This is a genomic window from Campylobacter sp. JMF_08 NE1 (assembly GCF_027737875.1).
Classification (GTDB): Bacteria; Campylobacterota; Campylobacteria; order Campylobacterales; family Campylobacteraceae; genus Campylobacter_B.
The window spans coordinates 130303-152810 of sequence record NZ_JAOVUC010000001.1 but is presented as its reverse complement, the minus strand read 5'-3'; the positions used below and the strand labels follow the sequence as shown (position 1 = coordinate 152810).

The 22508-nt window shown below is 39.7% G+C and carries 17 protein-coding genes; 8 read left to right on the top strand and 9 right to left on the bottom strand.

Annotated features, from left to right (window positions below):
* Nucleotides 1-66: 66 nt before the first annotated feature.
* A complete protein-coding gene (locus OFN91_RS00745; RefSeq protein ID WP_270872905.1) occupies nucleotides 67-315 on the top strand; it encodes a hypothetical protein in 249 nt (82 codons plus the stop codon).
* Between the two features lie 14 nt (nucleotides 316-329).
* Nucleotides 330-1814 (top strand): phosphoethanolamine transferase, encoded by a 1485-nt coding sequence (locus tag OFN91_RS00740; RefSeq protein WP_270872904.1) that lies wholly within the window; start codon nucleotides 330-332, stop codon nucleotides 1812-1814.
* 296 nt (nucleotides 1815-2110) lie between these two features.
* Here the strand turns inward: OFN91_RS00740 and OFN91_RS00735 are convergent, their stop codons facing one another.
* Nucleotides 2111-2761 carry a Crp/Fnr family transcriptional regulator gene (locus tag OFN91_RS00735; RefSeq protein WP_270862585.1) on the bottom strand — a complete coding sequence of 217 codons (651 nt, stop codon included), beginning with the start codon at nucleotides 2759-2761 and terminating at the stop codon, nucleotides 2111-2113.
* A 90-nt stretch (nucleotides 2762-2851) separates the two neighbouring features.
* On the opposite strand from OFN91_RS00735, the gene hcp reads away from it, so the two are divergent.
* The 3 genes from hcp (at nucleotide 2852) to OFN91_RS00720 (ending at nucleotide 6303) form a co-directional block, all read left to right on the top strand.
* A complete protein-coding gene (gene hcp / locus OFN91_RS00730) occupies nucleotides 2852-4483 on the top strand; it encodes a hydroxylamine reductase (RefSeq protein WP_270872903.1) in 1632 nt (543 codons plus the stop codon).
* Nucleotides 4484-4581: 98 nt separating this feature from the next.
* Entirely contained in the window at nucleotides 4582-5100 is a 519-nt protein-coding gene (locus OFN91_RS00725) for an EexN family lipoprotein (RefSeq protein ID WP_270872902.1), read from the top strand.
* A 135-nt stretch (nucleotides 5101-5235) separates the two neighbouring features.
* Complete coding sequence (locus OFN91_RS00720) at nucleotides 5236-6303, top strand: AI-2E family transporter (protein ID WP_333720464.1); 1068 nt, start codon at nucleotides 5236-5238, stop codon at nucleotides 6301-6303.
* A gap of 22 nt (nucleotides 6304-6325) precedes the next feature.
* Here OFN91_RS00720 and OFN91_RS00715 read toward each other — a convergent pair whose 3' ends face one another.
* The 4 genes from OFN91_RS00715 to OFN91_RS00700 form a co-directional block, all read right to left on the bottom strand.
* Nucleotides 6326-6685, bottom strand: coding sequence for a hypothetical protein (locus tag OFN91_RS00715; protein WP_270872900.1), 360 nt, complete (start codon nucleotides 6683-6685; stop codon nucleotides 6326-6328).
* A complete protein-coding gene (gene acpS, locus OFN91_RS00710) occupies nucleotides 6685-7041 on the bottom strand; it encodes a holo-ACP synthase (protein ID WP_270872899.1) in 357 nt (118 codons plus the stop codon). The genes OFN91_RS00715 and acpS overlap by 1 nt, the downstream gene beginning before the upstream one ends.
* A 108-nt stretch (nucleotides 7042-7149) precedes the next feature.
* A complete protein-coding gene (locus OFN91_RS00705; RefSeq protein ID WP_270872898.1) occupies nucleotides 7150-7638 on the bottom strand; it encodes a peptidylprolyl isomerase in 489 nt (162 codons plus the stop codon).
* A gap of 9 nt (nucleotides 7639-7647) precedes the next feature.
* Nucleotides 7648-8385: a YebC/PmpR family DNA-binding transcriptional regulator gene (locus OFN91_RS00700; protein ID WP_270858167.1), complete on the bottom strand. Its 738-nt coding sequence runs from the start codon at nucleotides 8383-8385 to the stop codon at nucleotides 7648-7650.
* A 150-nt stretch (nucleotides 8386-8535) separates the two neighbouring features.
* On the opposite strand from OFN91_RS00700, the gene OFN91_RS00695 reads away from it, so the two are divergent.
* From OFN91_RS00695 to OFN91_RS00685, 3 genes are all read left to right on the top strand, one after another.
* Nucleotides 8536-11646, top strand: a complete 3111-nt coding sequence (locus OFN91_RS00695; protein ID WP_270872897.1) for an Eco57I restriction-modification methylase domain-containing protein — start codon at nucleotides 8536-8538, stop codon at nucleotides 11644-11646.
* A 1304-nt stretch (nucleotides 11647-12950) separates the two neighbouring features.
* Nucleotides 12951-13160 carry a heavy-metal-associated domain-containing protein gene (locus OFN91_RS00690; RefSeq protein WP_442867986.1) on the top strand — a complete coding sequence of 70 codons (210 nt, stop codon included), beginning with the start codon at nucleotides 12951-12953 and terminating at the stop codon, nucleotides 13158-13160.
* 6 nt (nucleotides 13161-13166) lie between these two features.
* Nucleotides 13167-15335, top strand: coding sequence for a heavy metal translocating P-type ATPase (locus OFN91_RS00685; protein ID WP_270872896.1), 2169 nt, complete (start codon nucleotides 13167-13169; stop codon nucleotides 15333-15335).
* Nucleotides 15336-16056: 721 nt separating this feature from the next.
* On the opposite strand, the gene htpG is transcribed toward OFN91_RS00685, so the two are convergent.
* The 4 genes from htpG to OFN91_RS00665 all read right to left on the bottom strand — a co-directional run bounded on the left by htpG (nucleotide 16057) and on the right by OFN91_RS00665 (nucleotide 22448).
* Complete coding sequence (htpG, locus tag OFN91_RS00680; protein ID WP_270872895.1) at nucleotides 16057-17898, bottom strand: molecular chaperone HtpG; 1842 nt, start codon at nucleotides 17896-17898, stop codon at nucleotides 16057-16059.
* Nucleotides 17899-17988: 90 nt separating this feature from the next.
* Nucleotides 17989-19071 carry an undecaprenyldiphospho-muramoylpentapeptide beta-N-acetylglucosaminyltransferase gene (gene murG / locus OFN91_RS00675; protein WP_270872894.1) on the bottom strand — a complete coding sequence of 361 codons (1083 nt, stop codon included), beginning with the start codon at nucleotides 19069-19071 and terminating at the stop codon, nucleotides 17989-17991.
* Nucleotides 19072-19073: 2 nt separating this feature from the next.
* Nucleotides 19074-20240, bottom strand: a complete 1167-nt coding sequence (locus tag OFN91_RS00670) for an FtsW/RodA/SpoVE family cell cycle protein (protein WP_270858771.1) — start codon at nucleotides 20238-20240, stop codon at nucleotides 19074-19076.
* Between the two features lie 36 nt (nucleotides 20241-20276).
* Entirely contained in the window at nucleotides 20277-22448 is a 2172-nt protein-coding gene (locus tag OFN91_RS00665) for an FtsK/SpoIIIE family DNA translocase (protein WP_270873062.1), read from the bottom strand.
* Nucleotides 22449-22508: the final 60 nt, after the last annotated feature.

Sequence of the window (22508 nt, the reverse complement as noted above, 5' to 3'; positions counted from 1 at the left end):
TTTAATAAATAGTATTTTGTAAGTTACACACGGCGAAATATTGTAATTTTGGTAAAAGGAGGGAGATTGAAAAATTTAAATTTTATAAATTTACGAGTAAATTCATTTAATTTTTTCGTGCTTTTTGCGCTTTCGTATATTTTGTTTGTATCGCTTGCGTATGTCCTAGTTAAGGGCATGCCAATAGGATTAGTAGCAGTTAAATTTTTCTTAATCGATATGATTTTTGTGAGCGCTTTTATCGCCATTGGGGGGGGCTTTGGCAGGAGCGAGCGGCGTTTTTTAAGAAATTTTGCTTTATCTTTTTACTCATAAGCATTCCGCTGTTTTTGACATTTACTACACACACCCTTTTAGCGACTCGTAGAGCTAGTCTAAATTTCGCTTTTTTCGCTGTTTTGGCATTTGTTTTACTTATAGTTTTTAGATTGATTAAATTTAAAATAGCGCGAATTTTGCTCTTTGTTTTGATGATAATTCCTAGCGCATTTTATCTGGTGTATTTTTCGCAAACAGGTGGACTTTTTAACGAATACTCGCTTATAGCGATACTCCAAAGCGAACCAGGCGAAGCTATAGAATACCTAAACACGAAATTTAACCTTTATTTGCCCTTAATCATTGCTTTTTTTATTTTGTCGTATTTTGTCATTTTTTCTAAATTTGAGCGATTAAATTTCGTTAAATTTGATTTCGGCGCAGTATTAAAGGTAGCTATATGCGCGCTTTTGGCATTTGATATTTTTACTAAATTTAATTTTAGAAAAATGCAAATTTATGCCATATCGTTAGATAAGGCAAATGAATTTTTGCAAAGCCTAGACAAATTTAAGCAAAATGAAAACGAGCGAATTAGTGGCGTAAAAAATTTAAAATTTAGCGATGAAAAGGCTCTTTATGTCCTTGTCATCGGCGAAAGCCAAAACAAAAATCACATGAGCGTGTATGGTTACAAGCACGATACTACGCCATTTTTGCGCGAATTTGCAAAGCAAGACAACTCGGTATTTTTCACAAATGCCTTTTCAAATCACAGCTTTACAATTCATGTGCTTTATCAGTTTATGACAGCGCGAAATCAATACAATGAAATCCCGCAAGAAAAGGCTATTAGCCTAATAGAACTGGCAAAAATGGCAAATTTTGAAACCATATATATCTCAAATCAAGCAAAACACGGCATTTATGGCTCGCCACTTTCTATGCTTTTTGCTAGCGCAAATCAAAAATTTTGGATCACTGCGCTAGGCACAGATAGATTTCATCGCCCAGAAGAGCCGTATGATGAGAAAATTTTGCCAAAAATTGACGAGATGAAATTTGGGGATAAAACACTTCTTATCTTGCACCTTATGGGCGCACACTGGAAATACGAAGCAAGGTATCCAAAAGATTTTGCAAAATTTGAATCAAAATACGACAATGCGGTGTTTTATAATGATTTCATAGTGCAAAAAATTTACGAAAAGGTGCGCAAAATGCCAAATTTCAAGGCATTAGTGTATTGCGCTGATCACGGCGAGGATATGCTTCATCAGCACGATAGCTCAAATTTTACTATGGATATGGCGCAAATCCCGTTTTTTGCGTATTTTAGCGATGATTGGATAGGCGAGAATTCGCAAAAATTCGCACAAATCAAAGCCAATGCAAACGAGTATTTTACAAATGATTTGATATTTAATTTCATAAGTGGCATTATGGGGATAAAATCATCAGTCGATGAGCCGTATAATGATATTTCCGGCGAATTTTACGACGCAAATAAAAGCCGTTTTAAAACGCTTCATGGAAAAAGAAAAATTTTAGAATAGTTTTAAATTTTGCATAAAAATATTATAATGTTTTTTTAAATTAATTTAAAAGGCAAATTATGAAATTTATAAATTTTTGCGTTTTGGCGATACTAGGCGCAGTGTTTTTGGGTTGCGAAAGCAAAAAAGCGTGGATTATTACAGGGCAAATTTAAGCGCAGCCAAAGGGCGCATTATGAGCGTGCGCGCAAAATCAGCCCTAGGATACGAAACCAGCCCCGATGAACGGGGACTTTTTGATTAAATTGCGTTAAATTTGCAAAATTTAACGCTAAATTTGCAAATTTTAAAAAATTTCAAATATCAAAATTCAGGCGAAATTCGTTTTTATCATAGCTGATAAGTCCGTCTTTCGCCATTTTGCTAAGTTCGTTTGACATAGCGCTTCGATCCACACCTAGATAATCAGCCAGCCCCTGCCTAGAAAACGGCACACAAAAGCTGGTGCTTGCGTTTTTGAGTGCTTGCTCACCAAAATAAGAAAGCAATCTCTCTCGTATAGTCTTGGGCGCAGTGTGCATCATACGGGCTGAGAGATTTAGGTTTTTGTTGCTTGAAATTTTAAACAGATTATAGATGATTTTGTGATGATAGGGGCAATTTTTGGCACAAGAAGTTAGAATTTTGCGCAAATTTAAAAATAAAATTTCACTTGGCTCTGCGCTTACGACATCGCATTCTAGGGGTTTTGCGCTTATGGCGTAGTTTGCAGCAAATATATCGCCTCTGGTAATACGCCCAAAAATATTGCTATTTCCACGCAAGAAATTTACGACAATATCCACGCTCCCGCTTAGCACGAGCCCGATTTTTGTAGTGCTGTCCCCACAGCGAAAAATTATCTCATCTTTGGCGAATTTCGCCCTTTGTGCTTCCAAGCAAGGGAGCAAATCTGCAATCTCATCTTCGCTTATGCCGTTAAAAAGTATGGTTTTGGATAAATTCATAAATTTTGCCTTTTTGTTGTTATAACAACAGAAATTAATTTTGCATTATATTATAATGCGCCTTGAATTTCAAATTTCAAAGGAGAAATTATGGAAAATATGTTTTGTTTCCAATGCCAAGAGACGGCTAAAAACACAGGCTGCACGATTAGTGGCGTATGTGGCAAAAAGCCAGAAGTTGCAGCTATGCAAGATTTGTTAGTTTATGTTACAAAAGCTCTTTCTAGCGTAGCTTGTGCGCTAAGGGCACAGGGTAAAAGCGTAGCAAAAGAGGTAAATCACAGAGTAACGATGAATTTATTCGTAACTATCACAAACGCAAATTTCGATAATCCTGCGATTATCGCAATTATCAAAAAAACCCTAGAAATGAAAAAATCGCTTATCGCAAATTTAGGCGATTGTTCAAATTTGCCAAGCTTTGCCCTTTGGGAGGGAGATGAGAGCGAATTTACACAAAAAGCAAGAGAAGTCGGAGTTTTAAGCACGGCCAATGAGGACAAACGAAGCCTAAGAGAGCTTACCACTTATGGATTAAAGGGGCTTGCTGCGTATATGAAACACGCAAACGCCCTAAATAAGGAAGATGAGAGCATTGATATTTTTATCCAAGAGGCTTTGGCGAAAACCCTTGATGATAGTCTAAGCATTGATGAGCTAATCGCTCTTGCCATGGAGACTGGCAAATTTGGCGTATCTGGCATGGCTTTGCTAGATAGCGCAAATACAGGCGCTTACGGCAATCCTGAGATTAGCGAAGTAAATATCGGCGTAGGGAAAAACCCAGGAATTTTAATCTCAGGGCATGATTTGCGCGATTTAGAAATGCTATTGGAGCAGACACAAGGCAGTGGCGTAGATGTCTATACACACTCTGAAATGCTTCCAGCCCACTACTATCCGTTTTTCAAAAAATATCCGAATTTCATCGGAAATTACGGTAATGCGTGGTGGAAGCAAAAAGAGGAATTTGAGAAATTTAACGGCCCTATTTTGATGACTACAAACTGCGTCATAATCCCGCCAGAGAGCTACAAACACAGACTTTGGACGACAGGGGCTGTGGGCGTGGAGGGTTGCCCCCACATTAAGGGCGAACACGGCGAAAATAAGGATTTTGGCGCCATAATCGAGCAGGCCAAAATCTGTGCGCCTCCAACGGAGATTGAAAGCGGTAAAATCATAGGCGGTTTTGCTCACGCACAGGTTTTCGCCCTAGCTGACAAGGTCGTAGAAGCTGTAAAATCAGGCGCAATCCGTAAATTTGTCGTCATGGCTGGGTGCGACGGACGGGCGAAATCTAGGGAGTATTACACTGAGTTTGCAAAAGCTTTGCCAAAAGACACCGTGATTTTAACCGCAGGTTGTGCTAAATACAAATACAATAAGCTAAATTTGGGCGATATAGGTGGAATCCCGCGTGTCCTAGACGCTGGTCAGTGCAACGACTCATACTCACTTGCGCTAATTGCTTTGAAATTAAAAGAAATTTTCGGTCTAAATGATATAAATGAGCTTCCTTTGGCGTTTAATATCGCTTGGTATGAGCAAAAGGCGGTTATCGTGCTTTTAGCGCTTTTATATCTTGGCGTGAAAAATATCCACCTTGGACCTACACTTCCAGCGTTTTTATCGCCAAATGTGGCAAAGGTATTGGTCGAAAACTTCGGCATTGCGGGCATTAGCTCGGTTGAGGCCGATATGAGATTGCTTGTTGGATAAATAATAATAGTTCTCCTTTTATGCTCGCCGTTTTGGCGAGCAAATTTTAACCCCAAATTCGCTATAATCTTTCTTCAAATTTCACAAAAAGGCTAAAAATGAAATTCATAAAATTTTGCGCTATTGTGGCGTTTTGCGCCGTTTTTTTAGGCTGCGAAAGCGAAAAAAGCGTGGATTATTACAGGGCGAATTTAGAGGTCGCCAAGAGCGTCGTGGCGCAGTGTAACGCAAAGTCCAAACAAGGCAAAAACTGCCAAAACGCAAGAGCAGCCCTACGCGAAGTCGCCGAGAAAATGAATTTTGCCAAATCAAAGGTAAAATTATCGTTTAACACGATTTTTAGCGATTTTGGCGCGTATTATGTCGCAAAGGGCGAATTTAGCGAGCCTGGCTCGATGACAAATGTATCCTTACCACTACAAATCGGCGATAAAACCTGCGCCCAGTTTCACCGCGTAAATAGCGCTAAAATCGAGGTTAGCATAAACCGCGATGATGAAATTTGCGCTGGGGTGTTTAGCGATGTGAAAAACGGGGTTTTTGATATCGGTAGTGGTGCGCTTATCGAAACTGGCGCGCTTGGCGTCGGTAGTGGGGCAATTATCGAGATAAAATAGTAAAATTTGAAATTTAAAAATTAAATTTATAAAATACCCCTTTTGAAATTTAAAGGATAAAATTTGGCAAATAACGAAAATTTAGACACACTTTCACACTCACGCCCTAATATTGTCGATTCTAAGGGCGAACCGCTGGGCAAAGCTAGTGCGAAAAACGCAAAAACGAGCAAGATTTTTTTCATCGGTATAATTTTATTTCTGTTTTGTTGCGTGATTTATCTGTTTTCGCCGTTTTTGCTGGCGATTGCGATTGGGGTTTTGATTTCGATTTCGACATCTGGTTTGCATGTCAAAATCCTCTCATTTGTGCGTGGCAAAAAGGTGCTAGGCTCGCTTCTAACGACGCTGGTGCTGTGCGTGGTGCTGTTTGTGCCATTTATCTATGCTGGCACGCAAATTACGAAAAATATCGCGCATTTTGACATTTCTAGCCTAAATTTAATGGTCGAAAACGCCAAAAATATGGATATTCAGCTCCCAAAGGCACTAAATGGATTTGAGGCGCAAATCAAGGAATTTTTGGGCAACCTAGACATCGCAGCCACCGCCAAACAGGCGTTTTCATACTTTTCTGTGGCAGGCAAATCGAGCCTAAAATTTATCGCTGATATGGTGCTAATCATCATTTTTTGCTTTTTTGCATACCTTTATGGCGCCGATATTGCGGGCTTTATCAAAAAAATCGTCCCCGTCAAAGCCGAGCAGCTTGATTATATCTTCGCAGAGACCGCAAACACCATGAGCGTGGTGCTATACTCGACAATTTTTAACGCCGTTTTGCAGGGGCTTTTGTTTTCGGTGATTGCTGGAAGCTACGGATTCGACCCTGTGCTAATGGGCGTGATTTTTGGATTTTGCTCGCTAATCCCTGCAATCGGCGGCGCGCTCGTGTATGTGCCTACCGCGCTAATCGTCTTTATCGGGGGTTCGACGAGCGGTGCGCTTATCATTTTGATTTATTGTGTGGTGATGATTTCGACGATCGCTGATAGCTTTGTAAAGCCGCTTGTGATTAAATTTATCAACTCGCGCCTTGTAAAAAATCCCGCCAAAATCAACGAAATTTTAATCTTTTTCTCAATGCTAGCTGGGATTTCGACCTTTGGGTTTTGGGGTGTGATACTAGGCCCTGCGATACTGACGCTGTTTTTAAGCGTGCTAAGCCTGTATGATTATCTCAAAAGCGCAGATTTTCAGTGATTATTTTTATAAATTGCGATTTTTAAGTGTCAAAAGAATAAACATAAAAATAATCACCAACAACTATGTCTAAAATGTCCTTATACGGGTAATCTGTGCCTTCTGGATACAAATATGCAATTAAATCATCAAGCTTTGATTTGTGAATTTTATAAAGCAAATGAATACCAGCAATTTTTGTAACTTCATCATATAAATTTTTTGGTAAATTTTGCAAAGCTCTCCAAGTTCTACCGTAATTTGGAAGTTGTGGCTGGATACATGAGCGAAGATTTGATTTATCGGCTTGTGTTTCGCTCATCGCAAAATAACTCTCCACATGATAAAATTCTTCTTTAATTTCAACCGGTGGTGTATCTTTGCTAACTACATATAACTGCATTAAATATCTCCTATTTCTAAAATCACAGCTGCGATTGCGAAATTTCCGTCGTGGCTGATACTAAGGGCAGAGTTTTTTATATTGAATTTTGTCTTTAAATTTGATGAGATTTCAAAAAACGGAGCACCTTTTGGCGTTTTGGCGATTTTTATATCTAAAAATCCGCACTCCGAGCCAATTCCAGTGCCAAGAGCTTTACTAAACGCTTCTTTTGCGGCAAAAAATCCTGCCAAAGTTTCATCACTTTTTATTAAAGCGATTTCATCATCGCAAAAAACACGACGCAAAAATTTTTCGCCGAATTTTTCTCGTAAGCCCGATATGCGTGAAATTTGAACTATGTCTATCCCAACCATTTTTTGATTTTTAAATTTGTCATTGCGAGCGAAGCGAAGCAATCCAGAGAATTTTTGATATTGTCTGATTTCAAAACAGCTTCGCCATTTCTCGCAATGATGATAAATTTACAAGCTTTCTTTAATCTCAATATCGATGATTTTATCGCCGGCTCTAATCGCGTCAAGCACGGCTAGTCCTGCATTATCCACGACCTTGCCAAATACCGTATGCACGCCGTCAAGGTGCGGTTGCGCGCTGTGGCAGACGAAAAACTGGCTTCCACCTGTGTTGCGTCCAGCATGCGCCATGCTTAGCGAACCACGCTCGTGGCGGTGTTTTTGACCTACGCACTCGCAGTTTATGCGCCAGCCAGGACCGCCTGTGCCAGTGCCGTAAGGGCAGCCGCCTTGGATTACGAAATTTGGGATAACTCTGTGGAAATTTAGCCCCTTATAAAAGCCTGAGTTTGCGAGTGTGGCGAAATTTGTCACAGCTTGTGGTGCCTCGTCTGCGTATAATTCTAGCGTCATGTCGCCTTTGTCTGTGTGGATTATGGCGAATTTTAGCTTTGATAGCGCGCTTTCGTCGATTTCATAGACTTTTAACTCTTCCATTTTTTCTCCTTATTCGATATTTGTGTATATTGCTTGCACATCGTCGTCGTCTTCGAGGCGATCTAGTAGCGCGTCGATATCGGCGATTTGCTCGTCGCTGAATTCGTGTTTGTCGTTGGCGATGAATTTCAAATTTCCGCTAATTAGCTCCAAACCTAGCTTTTCGATACCCTCATTTAAAGTGCCGAAATTTTCGTATTCGCCGTAGATGATTAGCGTTTTTTCGCTCTCGCCTTTGTCGTTTTCGAACTCATTTACCTCGATTTCGCTTAGTCCGAAGTCGATTAGTTCGAGTTCTAGCTCCTCGATATCTGCGCCGTCTGGGAATTTCGTCTCAAAAACTGCCTTGCGAGAAAACATAAATTTCAAACTTCCGCTTGGCAAAAACTCGCCCTTGCCTTTGTTGAAGGCTGATTTTATGTTTGCAACCGTGCGAGTAGGGTTGTCTGTGGCGCACTCGACGATGACAAGCGCGCCGTGTGGGGCTTTGCCGTCGTAAAATACGGTCTTAATCTCCGCGCTATCCTTACCGCTGGCGCGTTTAATCGCCGCGTCGATATTGTCCTTTGGCATGTTTTGCGCCTTTGCAGTCGCGATTGCAGCGCGAAGTTTGGCGTTCATTTCAGGATCTTCGCCACCTTCTTTGGCTGCCATTGTGATTGCCTTGCCAAGTTTTGGGAAAAGTTTGCTCATTTTCCCCCATCTAGCCTCTTTTGCCGCTCGTCTATATTCAAACGCTCGTCCCATAAATTATCCTTGTGAATTTAAAATTTAAAAACTTGCGATTGTAGCAAAATTTGGCTTAAATTTTGTGTTATGGTGGATATTTGCGGTATTTTAAATCAAATTTCGCTAAAATCACAAAATTTTTAAATTTCAAAATTTTGGGAAATGAATATGCCACTTTTCAAACGAAAAATCGCACAAAATCAGACGCAAAACTCCGAACTGCTCGAACAACGCTACGCAAATTTATTAAAATTTCAAGCTAAAATTGAACTTCTAAAAACCATAAAAGAAGAAGAGTATCAGACGGATTTTTTACACGATATTTTTGAGGCTTGCTTAGGCTACACGCTAAAAACGACAAATCCGCAAAATTTCAACCTAGCAAGAGAGAGCAAAAACGAAACCGACGGCAAAAAAGCAGACGGCGCAATCCTAGGCGCAAACGGCGAAGTTATCGGCGTCATTGAGCTAAAAGACCAAAAAACTCGTGATTTAGACAAAATAGAAATCCAAGCCTTTAACTACCACAACTCTCACGCCAAAAGTCGCTATATCATCATCTCAAATTTCGATGAAATTCGCCTATATATCGACAAAAAGACAGCTTACGAAAAATTCAGCCTTTTTACGATGAGCCGTGCGGAATTTGAGTTTTTTCACCAAATTTTATGCTTTGAGAACATAATCTCAAACGCAACGCTAAATTTGCTAAAAGAAAGCGAGAATTTTGAGCAAGAAATTTCTAAAAAACTCTACGCTGATTTTAGTGAATTTCGCCTAAAACTCTTTGAAAATGCCGTTTCGCTAAATTCGCAAATTTCGCAAACTACGATTTTAAGCCTAACCCAAAAACTCTGCGACCGCATTATTTTCGTGCTTTTTGCCGAAGATATGGGGCTTTTAAAATCAAATTTGGTTAGCGAAATAAATGATAAATTTACCCAGTTAAAGGACATTGCCGATATGTCGCTTTATCAAATTTGGCAGAAATATTTCGAAGCGATTGACAAAGGAAGCCAAAATTTGCAAATCCCAGCTTACAACGGCGGACTTTTTGCCACTGATGAAACGCTAAATTCGCTAAGGCTTAGCGATGAAATTTTACAAAGCTATATCACCAAACTCTCATCTTACGACTTTGCAAGTGATATTGGTGTAAATATTTTAGGTCATATTTTCGAGCAAAGCCTAAGCGATTTAGAAGAGTTAAATTCGCAAATAATCGGCGAAAAATTTGAAAAAACAAACTCCAAACGCAAGAAAGACGGTATTTTCTACACGCCTGAATACATTGTGAAATTTATCATTAGCCAAACCCTAGGTAAAATTTGCGAAAACGAAAAGTCAAGGCTAAATTTGCACGAAATCGCAATCCCAAAAAACCCAAAACGCCTTAGCAAGGACGAAAAACAAACGCTAGAAAATATCCGTGCTTATAAAGAATTTTTGCTTGGTTTAAAAATCATCGACCCCGCTTGTGGAAGTGGAGCATTTTTAAACGGGGCTTTGGATTTTCTCATAAACGAACACAAAAATTTAGATAAATTTCGCAAAATTTACGAAAACGAAGCTTTGCCGTTATACGACATAGAACCCCAAATTTTAGAAAACAACCTTTTTGGCGTAGATATTAACGCCGACGCAGTCCAAATCGCCAAACTCTCGCTTTGGCTCCGCACCGCGCAAAAGGGGCGAAAACTGACGGATTTATCAAACAATATAAAATGCGCAAATTCGCTTTTAGATTTTCCGTTTGATTTCAAATTCGACTGCGTTTTAGGCAATCCACCATATATCAGAGTGCAAGGCTTAAAAGCACACCACGAACAAGAAAGTAAAATTTACGAACAAAAATTTACTTCTGCCACAGGAAATTACGATATTTATGTGCTTTTTATGGAACAAGGTTTTAAATGGCTTAATAAAAACGGCAAATTAGGCTTTATTTTGCCACATAAATTTTTGATTTCAGATTTTGGAAATGGAATTCGCAAATTTTTAAGCCAAAACAAAGCCCTTGAAAAACTCTATCATTTCGGTAGCCACAGCGTTTTTAGCGACGCTTCGACTTATACCTGCATTTGCATTTTATCGCACGATAACCAAAAGCTTAAATTTACACATTTAAATCCAAATGAACTAACAAATTCGCTAAATTTAAACGAAATTTCATACCAAAATTTAAGCAACGACAAATGGAATTTAACAGATAACAAAACAGCAAATATTTTAGAAAAGATAAACTCTCAACCACTAAAAGTAAGCGATGTTTTTGCCAAAATTTTTCAAGGCATTGCAACTAGTGGTGATGATGTTTATTTGCTACAAATTACAAAAAATGGACTTTATTCCAAAGCATTAGATAAAATCGTCGAAGTTGAAAAAGGACTTTTAAAACCGATTTTAAAAGGCGAAGACATTAAACGCTATGCGAATTTGCAAAATCGCTATTTTGTGATTTTTCCATATTTGCTTGAAAACGGCAAAGCAACTCCTATGAGCGAAGATTATATAAAATCAAATTTTCCAAATGGATACGAATATTTAAAAGCAAATGAAGCTTTTTTGCGTAGTAGAGAGCACGGCAGATTTGATAATCCAAAAGAGTGGTTTTTATTTAGTAGAAAACAAGGACTTGATTTTGTAGAACAAAACAAAATTGTTACACCAGATATTTGTTTAAAATCCCAAATGAGCTTTGATTGTGGAAAATTTTATCACGGAACAACTATTTATAGTTTTATAAAAAAATCAGAATTTAAAGAAAATTACAAATTTTATTTAGCAATTTTAAATTCTCCTATAATGTGGTTTTTTATTAAAAACACGGGTGCTGAGTTAAGGGGTGGATTTTTTAGATATAAAACTGAATATTTAAAACCTTTTGGCTTACCAAAACTTGCCAATTTAGATGAAGAAAAGCCGTTTGTTCAAAAAGTTGATTTACTTTTAGATTTAAACAAAAATTTACAAACCACAAAAACCGAATTTTTGCGTGAATTAAATTTAGAAAAAATTCCGCAAAAACTAAATGAATTTGAAAATTTAGAATTTGACGAATTTATCAAAGAATACGCAAAAGCCAAAAAAGAAAAATTTGCCGACAAACTCGCCGAAGTGAAATTTAAAAACTACTATCAAGGCTTTTTTAGCGAATACAAATCACAAGTGCTGTCCTTAAAATCGCAAATTTCACAGAGCGAAAATGAGCTAAATTCGCTAGTTTTTGCACTTTACGATTTAACTGCCGACGAAATCGCCTTAATCGAAAACTCTTAATTCTCGCAATGCCCAATCTGTCATTGCGAGGCGACGCAGTCGCCGTGGCAATCTACGACTTTAAAATTTAAGGTCAGCGTTTTTGCAAATTTACCGCAAAGAATTTTAAACTCGTAGATTGCTTCGTCGCTGTTTCACAGCTCCTCGCAATGACAATAGCGAGTAATTTTGCATAATCTGTCATTGCGAGAAACGGCGCAAGCCGTTTCGTGGCAATCTACGAGCCAAAATTACCAAACGCTATAATCCGTGTCATTGCGAGAGCCGAAAGGCTCGAAGCAATCCAGTAAAATTTAGAGAGAATTTAAAATTAATCAAAATTTATCTGAATTTCCCTGGATTGCAACGCTAGGCTCGCAATGACAGCAAAAACACACGCTTTAAATTTTAAACTCGTAGATTGCTTCGTCGCTACGCTCCTCGCAATGACAAAAAAAGTGTCATTGCGAGACCACGAAGTGGTCGTGGCAATCCAGTAAAAATTAAAGAAAATTTCAATTTATCAAAATTTATCTGAATTTCTCTGGATTGCAACGCTGGGCTCGCAATGACAGCAAAAACACACGCTTTAAATTTTAAACTCGTAGATTGCTTCGTCGCTGTTTCACAGCTCCTCGCAATGACAAAAAAGTGTCATTGCGAGAAAACGAAGTTTTCGAAGCAATCCAGGGAAATTTAGAGAGGATTTGAATTAATCAAAATTTATCTGAATTTCCCTGGATTGCAACGCTGGGCTCGCAATGACAGCAAAAACACACGCTTTAAATTTTAAACTCGTAGATTGCTTCGCTTCGCTCGCAATGACAATAGCGAGCAAATTTGCCTAATATGTCATTGCGAGGCGACGCAGTCGCCGTGGCAATCTACGAGCATAAATAATCCAAACGCAAATTTCGTGTCATTGCGAGGAGCAAGGCGACGAAGCAATCCAGTAAAATTTAGAGAGAATTTGAATTAATTAAAATTTATCTGAATTTCCCTGGATTGCTTCGCTTTCTACGAAAGCTCGCAATGACAGCAAAACACACGCTTTAAATTTTAAATTCGTAGATTACTTCGCTTTCTGCGAAAGCTCGCAATGACAAATCAAGGCAAATTTTGCTCCACTTTTTGCAACGACAAAATCGGGGCAGTATTTAAAAATTTACGGTAGCGGAAAGCTCGCAATGACAATAGCGAGTAATTTTGTTTCGCTTCGCTTGCAATGACAAATTTTCGGCGCAGTATTATGGGGTTGCGCTAGCGAAATTCCAAACATTTAACTTTATGATATACAATCGCAAAATATTTTTCAAGGAGTGAATATGTCTTTTAAACAAACTATGAAATTTAGCGCACCAAATGTTATGTGTAATGGTTGCGCAAACACCATAAAAAAGGCGCTTAGCGAGGAGTTTGGCGAGATTAGCGTAGATGTAGAAAACAAGGTCGTAAGCGTAAATTTAAGCGCGGATGAGGTGGAAAAATTTCTTAGCGAAATGGACGATTTGGGATTTAGCGCAACCAAAATTTAATCGCAAATGTCACAAAAATTTAATCTAAACATAGTCGGAATGACCTGTGTGAATTGCTCGAACGCAATCGAGCGAGTTACGCGCAAGATTGAAGGCGTAGAAAGCGTAAATGTGAGCTTCACAGCTGGGATCGGCGAATTTGAAGTAGCAGATGAAGCTGTCCTAGACGCCGTAAAAGCAAAAATCACAAAACTAGGCTATGAAATCGCCACAAACTACGAAGAGCTGGAAGCCAAAAAGGCGCGAAATTTAAAAAATATGCTTTTTAAATTCGTTTTAGCCGTGATTTTAGCGTGTTTTATAATGCTAATTGAGATGAAATCAAATTTCAGCTTCGCCGTAAAAGCCCTGCTCTGTGCGATTTTGGGTGCAGTTGTGCTTGGCTTTTGTGGCAAAAACTTTTTTTACCATGCCTATGGGTCGCTAAAAAACAAAAACTACGATATGAATGTGCTAGTCTCGCTTGGCTCGTCTGCGGCGTATTTGTATTCGCTAGGAAGTGCGATTTTCGTCCATTTTAAGGGCGAAAGTCAGTGGGCGAATTTGTATTTTAGCTCGTCAGCGATGATAATTGCTTTCATATTGCTAGGAAAATACCTTGAAGAGCGAAGCAAACTTAAAGCTAATGATTACATTAAAAAACTCATAGATTTAAGCCCAAAAAAGGCGATTTTGATCAACCCTGACGGCACGACAAGCGAAATTTTGGCTAACGAACTAAAACCGGGAGATAAAGTTTTAGTCAAAAACGGCGCACAAATCCCGGGCGATGGCGTGGTCATAAGTGGCGAAGCTGAAATTGATATTAGCCTCATAACCGGCGAGAGTTTAGCCGTTTTTAAAAAGGCAGGAGATAGCGTAAATGCTGGGTGCGTGAGTGTCGCAGGAATTTTACAGGTCGAAATCACCAAATTTTCGCACCAAAGCGTTTTGGCTGAAATCAAAAATTTACTTAGCGAAGCAGGAAGCAAAAAAATGCCGATTTCTCGCTTTGCCGATAAAATCGCAAATATCTTTGTGCCAAGCGTGATTTTTATTGCCATTTGCGTGTTTGTGATTTGGCTAATCGCAGGAAAAGCCCATATCGGCTTACTTTGCGCGATTTGCGTTTTGATTATTTCATGCCCTTGCGCTTTGGGTTTGGCTACGCCCATTGCGATAGTTTGTGCCATTTCAAATGCCGCTAAAAACGGCGTTTTGGTGAAAAATCCGGAAGTTTTAGAAATCCTAAAAGATACGAAAATCGCCGTTTTTGACAAAACAGGCACACTCAGCAGGGGCGAAATTTCGGTAAATTTTACAAATTTAAGCGATGAAAATTTAGCACTAATCGCAAGCGTGCAAATGCTTAGCGAACACCCGATTTCAAAGGCGATTGTGAAATTTGCGAAAGAAAAAGGGCTGAAATTTGCTAATTTTGAGGGAGAATTTGAGAGCCTGCTAGGTCGTGGTATAAAGGCGCAAAACGGCGAATTTACGCTACTAGCTGGAAATAAAGAGCTTTTAAATGAAAACGGCGTGGAATTTGAAACGCCAAAAAATGCAGATGAGTTTTTGTGCGATGGCTTTGGCGTGATTTTTGTGGCAATTGAGCGCGAATTCGTGGGCTTTGTGGCGCTTAGCGACATTTTGCGAGATGAAGCGAGTGAGTGTATAAAAACACTCAAAAATCAAGGCATAAAAACCATAATGCTAACAGGCGACAACGCCAAAACAGCGAATTTCATCGGCAAAAGTTTAGGCGTAGATGAAATTATCAGCGAAGTTTTGCCAAGCCAAAAATATGAATTTATCGCAAATTTAAAAAATGCCGAAAAAGTCCTTTTCGTAGGGGATGGCATAAACGACGCTCCGTCCTTAAAAACCGCCGATATAGGCGTCGCGATGAACTCAGGCAGCGACATTGCCAAAGGTGCAGGAGATATAATCTTTATCAAAAACGACTTGCGAAATTTGGCTTATTTGATAAATTTGTCGCAAAAAACCATGACGACGATAAAACAAAATCTTTTTTGGGCGTTTTTTTACAATCTCATCTGCATACCTGTGGCGGCTGGAATTTTATATCCTTTGTGGGGTGTCTTGCTAAAACCGATGTTTGGCGCAGCGGCAATGTGTTTTAGCTCGGTAACAGTGGTGCTAAATTCGATTAGACTAAAATTTGCGAGAATTTAGAAATAAATTTAAGCACTTCTAAGATTTTACAGGAAAAATCTCGCACGGAATAAAAGGCACAAACAGCGCTTTTGCGTGCGAATTAAATCCAAGGTGGTAAGCGTCTCGAAAAACAAGCGAAGCACTCGGCGTAGCCGATGTTTCCTTAAAAACAAGCGAAGCGGTGTAAGGCGAAGTCGAAGCAGGTTTGATTTAACCTAAGGCTAGTTTAAACTTGCCCACTTACGCACGCCGCTACTTTACTTTACTTTACTTTACTTTACTTTACTTTACTTTACTTTACTTTACTTTACTTTACTTTACTTTACTTTACTTTACTTTACTTTACTTTACATACAAGAAATATCGGACTTCATCGGAGTGTTTCGCTTGTTTTAGAAAATTATAAAAAAAGGCTTAATAGTCAAAAATTTAGGCTTAAAGGACATTTTTTTACTCATACTTTTTGTCATTTTTTATAACCCATTGCAAAATAGATTACAAGGGGCATTGTAGCACTTTTCATCCTAAATTTTTGACTATTAAGCCGAAATTTTACACAAATCACCTGCGCCCGAGATTTTTACCACCTCGCGCGCAGTATTCCCCCAGCCAAAAGCCACGCTTAAAGCGCGGCTAAATTCCCAGTTAAAACGCGACGAATTAAAACACAATCAAATTCCAAGCGAAAAAGCGCGACTAAATTCCAAGCCACGCGCCACGCTCAATCAAAAATCAAATTTTACAAAGCTTTTGCGACTAGTTCGTTGATATTGGCGATAAAAGCGCCCGGATCATCGACGCTTTGGGTTTCGCCTAGCTTAGCCAAATCAAACGCCAAACGAGCCACGCTAGCAATCATAGTTTTATTATTTTCTAGCTTTTTGATAATTTCATGCTTTGCGTTGATTTCCAAAATCGGCTTAAACTCAGGCAAATTCGTCTGCCCCATTTGGCGCAAAATTTGCTGTGTGGCGTAGTCTGGATCGCTCTCGTCAAAGACAAGGCAAGAAAGTGAGTTTGTCAGACGAGTGGAGATTTTCACATCTTTTACGCGTTCTTGCAAACACTCTTTAAATTTCGCTGCCACTTCCAGCGCCCATGGGCTTTGCTCTTCGTTTTGCTCGGCGCTTTTTACGCTAGTTACGCTTTTTACCGCTGTGCCATCAAACTCGAAAAGTCCCGGCATAACCACAGCGTCAATCTCATCATCACAAAGCAAAACCTCCACGCCCCTAGCGTTAAAATCCTCCAAAAGTGGCGAGTTTTTCAGCATTTTCGCGTCTTTGCCAGTGATGAAATAAATCTCTTTTTGCTCCGCGTTTTCGCTCATTTTAGCCTTGTATTCATCTAGGCTGATTAGCCCCTCGCGTAAATTTGACTTAAACAGCGCTAGGTGGCTAATCTCAGCCTTATCAGGGCCGAATCCATACAAGCCCTCTTTTAGCACTTTGCCAAAAAGCGCGTAAAATTTCTCATATTTTTCGCGGTCGTTTTTTAGCATTTTGGCTAATTCGCCTAAAATTTTCTTTACGCTTTGTTCTTTGACATGGGCCAAAATGCGGTTTTCTTGCAGAATTTCACGGCTTACATTTAGTGGCAGATCCTCCACATCTATCACGCCACGCACGAAGCGCAAATACACAGGCAAAAGCTCTTTGGCATCATCTGTGATAAATACGCGCTTGACATAGAGTTTGACGCCACTTTGATAATCCACGCGGTATAAATCAAACGGCTCGTTTGAAGGGACATAAAACAGCGTCGTGTATTCATGCACACCCTCTGCTTTGGTATGTATATGAAATAGCGGATCTGCGCTATCATGGCTGATTTGTTTATAAAAATCGTCATAATCGCTCTGTTTTAGCGATGATTTTGGCAGTTGCCAAAGCGCGCTAGCCGAGTTTAGCTGCACGACCTTGGTCTCGCTATGACCCTGCGCGCCGTCCTCGCCAGGGATATATTCCTCTTTTTGCCCAAAAATCGGGTATGGGATATGATTGGAGTATTTTTTGATAATGCCCTCTAATCGCGCTAAATTCGCAAATTCATCGTCTTTTAAATGCAAGATTATATCGGTGCCAAAGCTATCTTTTTCGCAAGGGACAATCGTGTAGTCTTTGGCGTTTGATGACCATTTGAAAGCCTCGTCTTCAAGGGCTTTGCGCGAGATGACATCGATACTATCTGCGACCATAAACGCCGAATAAAACCCCACGCCAAACTGCCCGATTAGGTTGCTATCTTTGGCGGCATCTCCGCTCAAATTCGCCATAAATCCCTTTGTGCCAGATCTCGCAATCGTGCCTAGATTAGTCTCTAACTCGCCCTCGTTCATACCGATACCATTGTCTGAAATTTTTAAAATTTTATTCTCGCTATCGAGCGAAATTTCAATGCGTGGCGTGTAGCTTAAAGCCTTGTAAGCCTCATCGGTAAGGCATAGATAATTTAGCTTATCAAGCGCGTCTGAGGCGTTAGATACGAGCTCACGAAGGAAAATTTCCTTGTTTGAATACAGCGAGTGAATCATTAAATTTAATAAATCATTGACCTCTGTTTTGAATTTTTTCTTTGCCATAAAATGTCCTTTGGATTGAATTTTGTTTAAAAATTAGCACATTATAGCACCGAGTGCTAAGTTTTGTCAATATTAAGCCAAATTTTGTTTTTAAATTTGGCTTAGAATATCGTCGATTATGGATTTTGCGCCGTTTTTGGAGCTGAAATTTACTAGCCCCCTACTTGCACTTGGAGCGTCGAAATTTTGGATTAAATCCAAAATTTTATCCTCGCTAGCCTCATTTTGGCGCACGATTTTGCATAAATTTAGATCTTGCAAAAATTTTGCATTGTAGAATTGATGATCTCCTGCTGCGTGCGGAAACGGCACGAAAATCGCAGGAAGTCCGTTTGCCACGAGCTCCCACAGAGTGCTAGCCCCACTTCTGCCTACGCACAAATCGGCCTTTGAGATCAAATCGACCAAATTTTTGCTAAATCCCACAAGCTCGACATTTAAATTCGCGTTTTTGTAAAATTCGCTGTATTTTTCAAACTCTTTTTCGCCACATTGATGAATAATCTCATAGCCCATTTTAACGAGCCTTGGCGCTAAATTTGAAGCAAGAGTATTGATAAAACTCGCCCCTTGCGAACCTCCTAAGAAAATTATCGTTTTTACTTCGCTTCGAATTCTAGATTTTTCAAAAAAAATGTCACTTACTGGATAGTCGAATTTATCGCTTATGCACTGGGTATTATCCTGCGTAAATTTCGTCACGCAACCACAAGCTGTGGGAAGCTCGAATTTTTCCCTAGAATATGGGCTGTAAATTTTCTTGCAAAACGGCTCCAAAAGGTCGTTTAACCGCCCTAAAATGGCGTTTTGCTCGTGGATAAAAAGTGGCTTGAAAAAAAATAAAGAAGCAAACGAAGCCGGAGCTGAGCTGTATCCGCCCACGCTGATTACGGCTTTTACGCCGTTTTCTTTGAAAATTTTACGACATTTCAAAGATAGTTTTAAAATATTCATCAGCGATGAAATTTTACTAAATCCTTTTTTATTTACCACGCCAGAGCTTTCCAAAAAATACGCCCGCTCGAAAATTTCGCTATTTTCGAACCACGCTCTATCTTGGCCATTGGTCGAACCAATAAAAATCACCCCTATTCCGCGATTTTTAAGCTCAGCGCCTAAACTTTTTGCGATACTTAAATGCCCGCCTGTGCCACCGCCACTGATTGCTATCATTTTCAGCTCCTTAAATTTGCGCGTTTGCTAATCATAAGTATAAATCCAACCGCCATTGAAGCAGCTATGACATGGCTTCCGCCATAGCTTAGAAACGGCACAGCGATACCCTTCATAGGGATTAACCCAGTAATTCCGTAAGAATTTAGACAAAATGAGAAAAATAGCATAAAAGCAATGCCAAGCCCAAAGAGAAAATATACGCTATTTACGGATTTTGAGGCTATGCGAAAGACCCTAGCAAGCATCGCAGAAAAAAGCAAAACAACGCCAAGAATTCCAAAAAATCCGATTTCCTCGGCAATACCAGCTAGCACGAAGTCAGTATGCACCTCGCTAAGATAGCCCAGCTTAAAGCTTCCCTGCCCTAGCCCAGCGCCCATTAGCTCGCCGTTGTTTATGGCATTTAGCGAGTGTCCGACTTGGTAAGGCATATTCGCATCATCTACGCGAACCTTAGCGGCTGTTTCTGGGGAGAGAAACGGAGTGATAGCATCTTGCACGCCAGCCCACCACGAGCGAATTCTCACGATTCTGTGCGGACTAGTGACGATAAAGGTATAACCCAAAATGCCGATTATTCCCACCACTATGCCAACTAGCCTCATGCTGGTTCCGGCGAAAAACGACATACATATCATCGTCGCAGCCAAAACAGCCACTTGTCCAAGATCTTTTTGCCCTATGGCGATAACTATGCCAAAAATCGCGAAAAGAAAGACATACGGAACCCAAATTTTAATCTCTTGCCAAACCGTTTTTTTAGTGTGGTTCATCTTGCGCGAGAAACTCCACGCCAAAAAATATATAAAGCCAACTTTGAAAAATTCCACCGGAGCGATACTAATGCCTGCGATTTTTATCCACCTAGCCGCTCCATTTACCTCTGATACGATTGATTTAGGCATGAAGCCCATTGAGATCATCACTAGCCCAGAGACCACCCACAAAACCATGCAAAACGGCGTTAAAACCTTATCTGGGTTAAACTGTGAAAGCCCCCACATAAGGAAAATGCTAAACATACCAAATATCCATTGTTTTTTGAAAAAATATAGTGGCTCAGTATCGCTTGCAAGCGTGGTATATGAGGTCAAGGATAGCGAAAATACAATGCCTATGGTGATTAATGCAACCGTGAAATAAAACAGCCACTGATCTGTTCTCAAATTTTACTCCATTTAAATTTCAAAATTTAGCCAAATTTATTTGATGATATCTCTTTGCCCTTTGGCATTAACTTCGCTTAAAATTCCCATTTGCTCTAACTGCTCGATGATTGTAGCGGCGCGGTTGTATCCGATTTTAAGACGGCGTTGCAAATAGCTAATCGAAGTTTTTTCTTCGGTTAAAATGATATTTTTCGCCTCTTCAAACAGCTCGTCAAGCTCCATATTTTGCGGATCCATCATACCTGCGCCCTCTTTTTGGCTATCGTTTTCGGCTAAAAATCTCTCATCATAAACCACGCTTTCTTGCGAACGCAAATACTCAGCTATGGCGTTTATCTCATCTTCTGTGCTAAAAGGCGCATGCAGGCGAATCGTAGTGCTTCCGCTTGGTGGCATAAAGAGCATATCACCTTTCCCTATCAGGCTTTCAGATCCCATTTGATCGAGGATTATGCGACTATCTGTGTATGAGCGAACCTTAAAGCTAATGCGACTTGGCATATTGGCTTTGATTAGGCCTGTTACAATCTCTTTGCTTGGGCGTTGTGTCGCGATGATTAGGTGGATTCCGCATGCTCTTGCCTTTTGAGCTAAAAGCACTATGTTGGTTTCGACCTCTTTTCCGCCTGTCATAATAAGGTCGGCAAATTCATCTATCACAACCACAATATAAGGCAAAATTTCGCCATTTTCTTTTGAAATTTTGGCATTATAACTTTCGATATTTTTGACCCTATTATCAGCCATTATGCGATATCTATGCTCCATTTCAGCCACGACATTTCCAAGGGCAGTTATAGCTTTTTTTGGCTCAGTAATAATCGGCGTTAGTAGGTGTGGGATATCCTCATAAAGTCTAAATTCAACCATTTTTGGATCGACCATTATTAGGCGCAGTGTTTTTGGCGAATTTCTATACAAAAGGCTTAAAATAAGAGCATTTACGCCGACACTTTTACCACTTCCTGTCCCACCTGCGATAAGTAGATGTGGGAGTTTTTTTAGATCTGTGACGAAAGGCTGACCCACGATATCCTTACCAAGCGCCATAGTAAGCGGACTAGAAGCAGTTTTAAAAACCTCGCTTTCAAAAATTTCGCGCAAATAGATTGTCTGCGCCTCTTGATTTGGGATTTCGATACCTACGACATCTTTGCCAGGAATCGGGGCTTGGATACGAATCGTCTGCGCGCGCAGAGCCATAGCCAAATCATCTTGGAGGGTTAAGATTTTACTAACCTTAATGTGCGCTGCTGGACGAAACTCAAATGTCGTAACCACGGGACCTGAGTATGTGCGAACGACATCGCCGTCGATTTTAAATTTGCGAAGTTTATCAAGCAAATCAAAGATTTTTTGATCTATTTCGCTCTCATCGATTATATTTTGTTTTTTGGGCGGATTTTCCAAAAAATCAAGTGGCGGAAGGGCGAAATTTTGCGGTTTATCGATTTTGCCCTTTTCTAACTCATCAAGAAGTTTTTTGTTTTCGGCAACCTCGCTTAAATGCTCGACTTTTTTTAGCGAAGATGGTTTTTTGGAATTTGATTTTTTAGAATTTGGCTCTGAAATTTCATTTTGTAAATTTGGCTCTTTTTCTAAATTTAAATCTAAATTTTCACCCTCCAAATCATCGCTTTGCTCGGTTAGAAATTTTTCGATTTTGCTCTCTTGCTTTTCGCTAAATTCAGCTCTGTCTTTTTTAAGCGGTTTTGGTTTTAGCTCGGTTTGCGCCCTTGTGGCTCTTTGGCGAGTTTGTTCGCGCGAAATTTCACTTTTTGCCTCGCTAGTTTGCTCTTTGATAAAAGAATTTTTGATAATATTTGTAAGCTTATCCTCGAAAATCAGCACCAGCGAAAGGACAAAAAGCGTTAGATTAAAAATCCAAATCCCCACACTTCCCACAAACTGCCTTAACTGATTTATGACCACGCTACCGATGATTCCACCACTATCGCCGATAATGCTTGATTGCACAAAAAGCACGGTGAAAAATAGCAAAATCACGCCTATGCAAAATTCAAAAAATCTAAAATCAAATCCCCTGAAATAGCGATACGCGATATAGACAAGCCCTAGTAAAAATAGTGGATAAATATATGAAAAATAACCAAAAAGCCCTAAATTTACCGAGCGAATTGCATTGCCAGCACTGCCGACAAGAGCCGAATCAGGCGCAATCGTAGCAAATCCAAAAAACAAAATTATAGCCGAGACGATTATAAAATATACTTCTTTTATTATGATAAATCCTTTGAAAATAAA